The organism is Devosia insulae DS-56 (genome assembly GCF_000970465.2).
GTDB classification, from domain to species: Bacteria; Pseudomonadota; Alphaproteobacteria; order Rhizobiales; family Devosiaceae; genus Devosia_A; species Devosia_A insulae.
The window spans coordinates 1-4735 of sequence record NZ_LAJE02000030.1; the positions used below are offsets into that span (position 1 = coordinate 1).

Below are 4735 nucleotides of genomic sequence, written 5' to 3' on the forward strand. Positions count from 1 at the left end.
GGGGAATCGCGGGCGACGACGGCACCTCACAGCGGGTCATGCCCCGTTTGCCGCGCAACGATCGCCGCTCGAAACGAGCGACGATACGCACGATTTGAGGATGCCGCGATGTTCAGCTTCAAGCCGCTCAGTTTCTTCGCTGCCACGCTCGCGGTGAGCCCTTGGCTCGCTCATGCGGCCCAGTACACGTCCGAGCAGAAGGTTCAGTGAGGAGAGGTCCGATGAAATACACCATCGCTGCCTTCTGCGTTGCCGTCGTGCTGATCTTCGGCGCCGTGGCACAGGAAGCAGCCGGGGCAGTTCCGGTGCCGGTCAATGCCGACGATCCAGCCGGCGCTGACAGCGAGCGTGACCCTGCCGCTGTCACGGCTGCGGACATTGGCACAATGCAATTCCCGGAGGCGCGGCCGGTGAGCTAGCGCCCCTGTCAAAGGCTCCTGACCCTCGCACACGCACGACCTGGTGAGGGAACTGGCCCCGGTCTCCGTAAGGAGCCGGGGCACTTTTCTGGCTCAGGCGCGGCGGCGCGGCCAGTGGCACCAGGTCCAGAGCAGGATGAGCGTCGGCAGCGGCGCAACCGCCGCGACGAGCGGCTGCAAGGGATCGGGGAACCAGGCGGCGGCGAGCGTCCAGGGCAGGCCGATGACGACGAGGAAGACGCCGGCCAGCGGCGCGGGGGCGAAATCGAACCAGCCGGTCGCGCTGATGCCAGTGAAGGCGAGCGCCAGGAGATAGAGCAGCCCGAAGGCGCGGACGACCATGCGGCAGAGCCAGCGAGCGGCTTCTCGCCGGTAGAGCCGGCCCATCTGTGCAGCGGAATGCGGTGTCGGGCCGATGGCCACGACCTCGGGAGCCGTCGGCGGTTCATGCCGGCGGCGGCGTGCGAGGTCGGTGGTTTGTGCTCGGCTGTCCCTCATCGCATCGACGAGGGTAAGAACGGTCGGTTATGGATTTGCTTAACCCGGGGCCAGACGGGCAGGGTCATGCCTGACATGGTTTCCCAGGTCACAACGGTTGACAGCCTACCTACTGATAGGTAGATAGGCAAAATGGAACAGCAGACAGCAGAGCGAATCCTGGCCACGGCGCGCGAGCTCGTCATCGCCGGCGGCTATAATGGCTTCAGCTATGCCGACATCGCCGCGGTGGTCGGCATCCGCAAACCGAGCATCCACCATCATTTCCCCGCCAAGTCCGACCTGGTGCGCGCACTGGTGGCCGGCTACCGGGACGATCTCGCTCGAGGCCTCGCCCATTTCGAGAGCCTGTCGCCCGACGCTGCGGTGCAGTTGCAGAGCTACATCGCTACCTGGGAAGCCTGCATCAGCGATGGCAGCATGCCGTTTTGCCTGGGCGCGCAACTTGCCGCCGAGCTGCCGGCGCTGCCGCCGGAAGTGGCGGTGGAGGTCAGAGCGCATTTCCGGCTGCTTGCCGCCTGGCTGACCGAGGTGCTCGCGCGCGGCGTGCAGCAAGGCCGGTTCAGGCTGACGGACAGTGCCGAACTGGAGGCGGAGACGATCATGGCGACGGTGCATGGCGCCATGCTGTCGGCCCGCGCCTATGGCGCGCCGGCGACCTTCGGGCTGATCATCGGTCCGCTGCTGGAACGCATCACCATCTGAAACCATCGCCTGTCGAACACGGGCAGAGCATGTTCTTTCAACCTACCTACTAGAAGGTCAATTCTATGAACGCGATCGATCCCACGCCGGCCAACTGGCTGAAGACCTATGCCTTTATTCGCTTCGGTTTTTCCGCAGTCTGGGTGGCGGCCGCGCTGCTGTTGGCGCCGCTCAGCCCGGCCACCGCGGCGGCGCTGCTGGTGCTCTATCCGGCCTGGGACGCGGCGGCGAATTTCGTCGATGCGCAGCGGAACGGCGGGCTCAGCCGCAACCTGTCGCATCTGGTCAATGTGGTGGTGAGCGCGATCACCACGATCGCCGTCATTGTGGCGCTGAGCCATGGGATGGCCGCGGTGGTCGTCGTATTCGGCGTCTGGGCCATCCTCTCGGGGGTGCTGCAGCTGGTGACGGCGGTGCGGCGCTGGGCATCGGGAGGGCAGTGGGCGATGGTGCTGAGTGGGGCGCAATCGGCGCTGGCCGGCGGCTTCTTCGTCTTCTCCGCCGGCACGATGCCGAACCCCGGCATCGCGTTGATCGCCGGGTACGCGGCGTTCGGCGCCGTGTATTTTCTGGTGACGGCGGTGTGGCTGAGCCTGCGCGGGGGCCGCAAGGTCAGTGCAAACTAAACTACCCGTAGTGAGGGAATCGTCCAGATCATTGAGGGCCTCAATGTAGGCCTGTCGTCGAACTGAGCCACCGCAATCTCCCCACCCACGATGACAGCCAGTGGTGGGGCCAGATCGGATCCAGCTGCCGTGTGTCTCAGTCACAAGGTCAAATGGTCTAGGGCAGGCGGCTCAGCCGTTCCGTCAGCAGCTCGTAGAAACCTTCTGCATTGCCCGAGCGGAGATAGGTGACGTTCTTCACCCGCCCGGTGACGCCCCAGTAATCGGCAACGGTCATGCCGATGGTCAACTCGCTCGAGGTTTCGATCACCACATTGATGTGCCGGCCCTCAAACAGCTCGGGCTTCAGCATATAGGCGATGACGCAGGGATCATGCAGCGGGGCGCCGGTCGAGCCGTATTTGTTGAGATCAAAGCGCTCGGAAAAACTCAGCATCTGGTAGACGGCTTCGCCGGCCTTGTTGCCGAGCCCGCGGATCCTGGCGAGCCGCTCCGGTGTCGACAGGATCATGTGGGTGACATCGAGCGGCAGCATGGCGATGGGGACGCCCGAGCGCAGCACCACGTCGGCGGCGTCGGGATCGACATAGATGTTGAACTCGGCCACCGGGGTGATGTTGCCACCCTCGAAATAGCCGCCGCCCATCATGACGATTTCCTGGATGCGGGGAATGATCCGCGGCTCCTTGATCATCGCCATCGCGACATTGGTCAGCGGCCCCAAGGTGGCGAGCGTCACGCTGCCGGCTTCGTGTGCCAGCAGGGTTTCGATGATGAAATCGACGCCGTGCTGGTCTTCGATCTGCAGCTTGGGCAGCGGCAGGTCGGGGCCATCGAGGCCGGTCTCGCCGTGCACGTGCTCGGCCGTCACGAGGGTGCGGCGCATCGGGCGCTCGCACCCGGCATAGACGGCGATATCCTTGCGGCCGGCGAGTTCGACCACCTTCAGGGCGTTGCGGGCGTTCTGCGCGAGGCCGACATTGCCGGCCACCGCGACAATGCCAAGGATATCGAAATCGGCGGGCGAAGCGAGCGCCATGAGGATGGCGACGGCATCGTCCTGGCCGGGGTCGGTGTCGATAATGATCTTGCGTGCCATGGGTTTAGCGCGAGCCCCTGAGAAATTGATTCCGGCGGCATGTTAGTTCGCTGCGCGACGCCCGTCGACGGGCGGAACGACCCGGTTGGCGGCGCGTTAAGGCTGGCCGACAGAGGGATATTTACTTGCGCAAGCCAGCAGCGTCGCGACCCCGCCAGGGGTTGATCAAGGACATTCAACGGACCAATTTCGAGCGAGTGCTCGGCAATGCGGCGCAGTTCGCCATCGTCACCATCGGCATCGTCGTCGCGTTCGTCGCGGTGCGCGAAGCGCAGGTGGTGCTGGCACCGCTGTTTCTCGCCATCACTGTAGGGCTGATGTTCGGACCGGTGGCCGACATGCTGGAACAGCGCGGCTTGCCCGAGGCGCTGTCGGCCGGGCTGGTGGTGCTGCTGTTGCTGTTCGTCATCATTGTCGGTGGTGCGCTGTTCTACGGGCCGCTGAGCGAATGGGCGGAACGCATCCCAGTGGTGTGGGATCGCATCCAGGCCGAACTCGCCAACTGGCAGGAGCCGATCGCGGCGATCGGGGCGCTGCAGGAGCAGGTCAAGAGCGTATTGGGTGGCGGGGCGACGATGGAGGTGCGGGTCGAGGACGGCAGCACGGTCACCGGCATCGCCATGCTGGCGCCGGCGATCCTGGCGCAGGTCGGCGTGTTTCTCGTTTCGCTCTACTTCTTCCTCGCCACCCGTGACAATATCCGCGTCGCCACGCTGTCGCTTTGCGTCAGCCGCCGGATGCGCTGGCGCACCGCGCACGTGTTCCGCGATGTCGAGCAGAAGGTCTCAAAGTACCTGCTCACCATCTCGAGCGTGAACCTCGGGGTCGGGGCGGTGGTGACGCTGATGACCTGGGCTGTGGGGCTGCCGTCGCCGCTGCTCTGGGGCGCCATGGCGGCGGTGCTCAACTACATCCCGTTCATTGGCCAGGCGTTCATGGCGCTGGTGCTGTTCCTCGTCGGGCTCGGCACCACGGGCGAACTGTTCGGCGGGCTGCTGCCGATGGCGCTCTACTTCGGCATCAACTTCATCGAGGGCAATTTCGTCACCCCGAACCTCCTGGGCCGGACGATGACGATCAACCCGTTCATGATCTTTCTGTCGCTGACCTTCTGGATCTGGGCCTGGGGCCCGGTCGGCGGTCTGATCGCCGTGCCCTCGCTGCTGGTGCTCTATTCGATCGTCACCCACATCCTGCCCACCCGCACCGTGGCGCCGCGCAAGCTGCGGCGGCTGGTGACGCAGAAGGCGAGCCGCGATACCGATGCGGCCGAACCGAAGGTGGCGCCGCCGGAACCGGCGAAGCCTCCTCGCCGGAAACAGGAGCGCGCGCCCAAGCCGGCGTCTGCAGCATAATTCGAGTGACGCGCGCCACCTGCCACCCTGTCC

At 65.3% G+C, this 4735-nt stretch carries 6 protein-coding genes; 4 read left to right on the top strand and 2 right to left on the bottom strand.

The window, feature by feature from the left end; all coding sequences use genetic code 11:
- Positions 1-221 precede the first annotated feature (221 nt).
- A complete protein-coding gene (locus VW23_RS01160) occupies positions 222-419 on the top strand; it encodes a hypothetical protein (RefSeq protein ID WP_069907768.1) in 198 nt (65 codons plus the stop codon).
- A gap of 93 nt (positions 420-512) precedes the next feature.
- Here VW23_RS01160 and VW23_RS28455 read toward each other — a convergent pair whose 3' ends face one another.
- Positions 513-917, bottom strand: coding sequence for a hypothetical protein (locus VW23_RS28455; protein ID WP_141728172.1), 405 nt, complete (start codon positions 915-917; stop codon positions 513-515).
- Positions 918-1049: 132 nt separating this feature from the next.
- Here VW23_RS28455 and VW23_RS01170 point away from each other — a divergent pair, with 132 nt between their 5' ends.
- Complete coding sequence (locus tag VW23_RS01170) at positions 1050-1622, top strand: TetR/AcrR family transcriptional regulator (RefSeq protein WP_069907770.1); 573 nt, start codon at positions 1050-1052, stop codon at positions 1620-1622.
- Between the two features lie 65 nt (positions 1623-1687).
- A complete protein-coding gene (locus VW23_RS01175) occupies positions 1688-2248 on the top strand; it encodes a DUF308 domain-containing protein (protein ID WP_069907771.1) in 561 nt (186 codons plus the stop codon).
- Between the two features lie 157 nt (positions 2249-2405).
- Here VW23_RS01175 and VW23_RS01180 read toward each other — a convergent pair whose 3' ends face one another.
- Positions 2406-3347 (bottom strand): nucleoside hydrolase, encoded by a 942-nt coding sequence (locus VW23_RS01180; RefSeq protein ID WP_069907772.1) that lies wholly within the window; start codon positions 3345-3347, stop codon positions 2406-2408.
- Positions 3348-3472: 125 nt separating this feature from the next.
- On the opposite strand from VW23_RS01180, the gene VW23_RS01185 reads away from it, so the two are divergent.
- Positions 3473-4702 carry an AI-2E family transporter gene (locus VW23_RS01185; RefSeq protein ID WP_176730299.1) on the top strand — a complete coding sequence of 410 codons (1230 nt, stop codon included), beginning with the start codon at positions 3473-3475 and terminating at the stop codon, positions 4700-4702.
- The last annotated feature ends 33 nt before the right edge of the window (positions 4703-4735 follow it).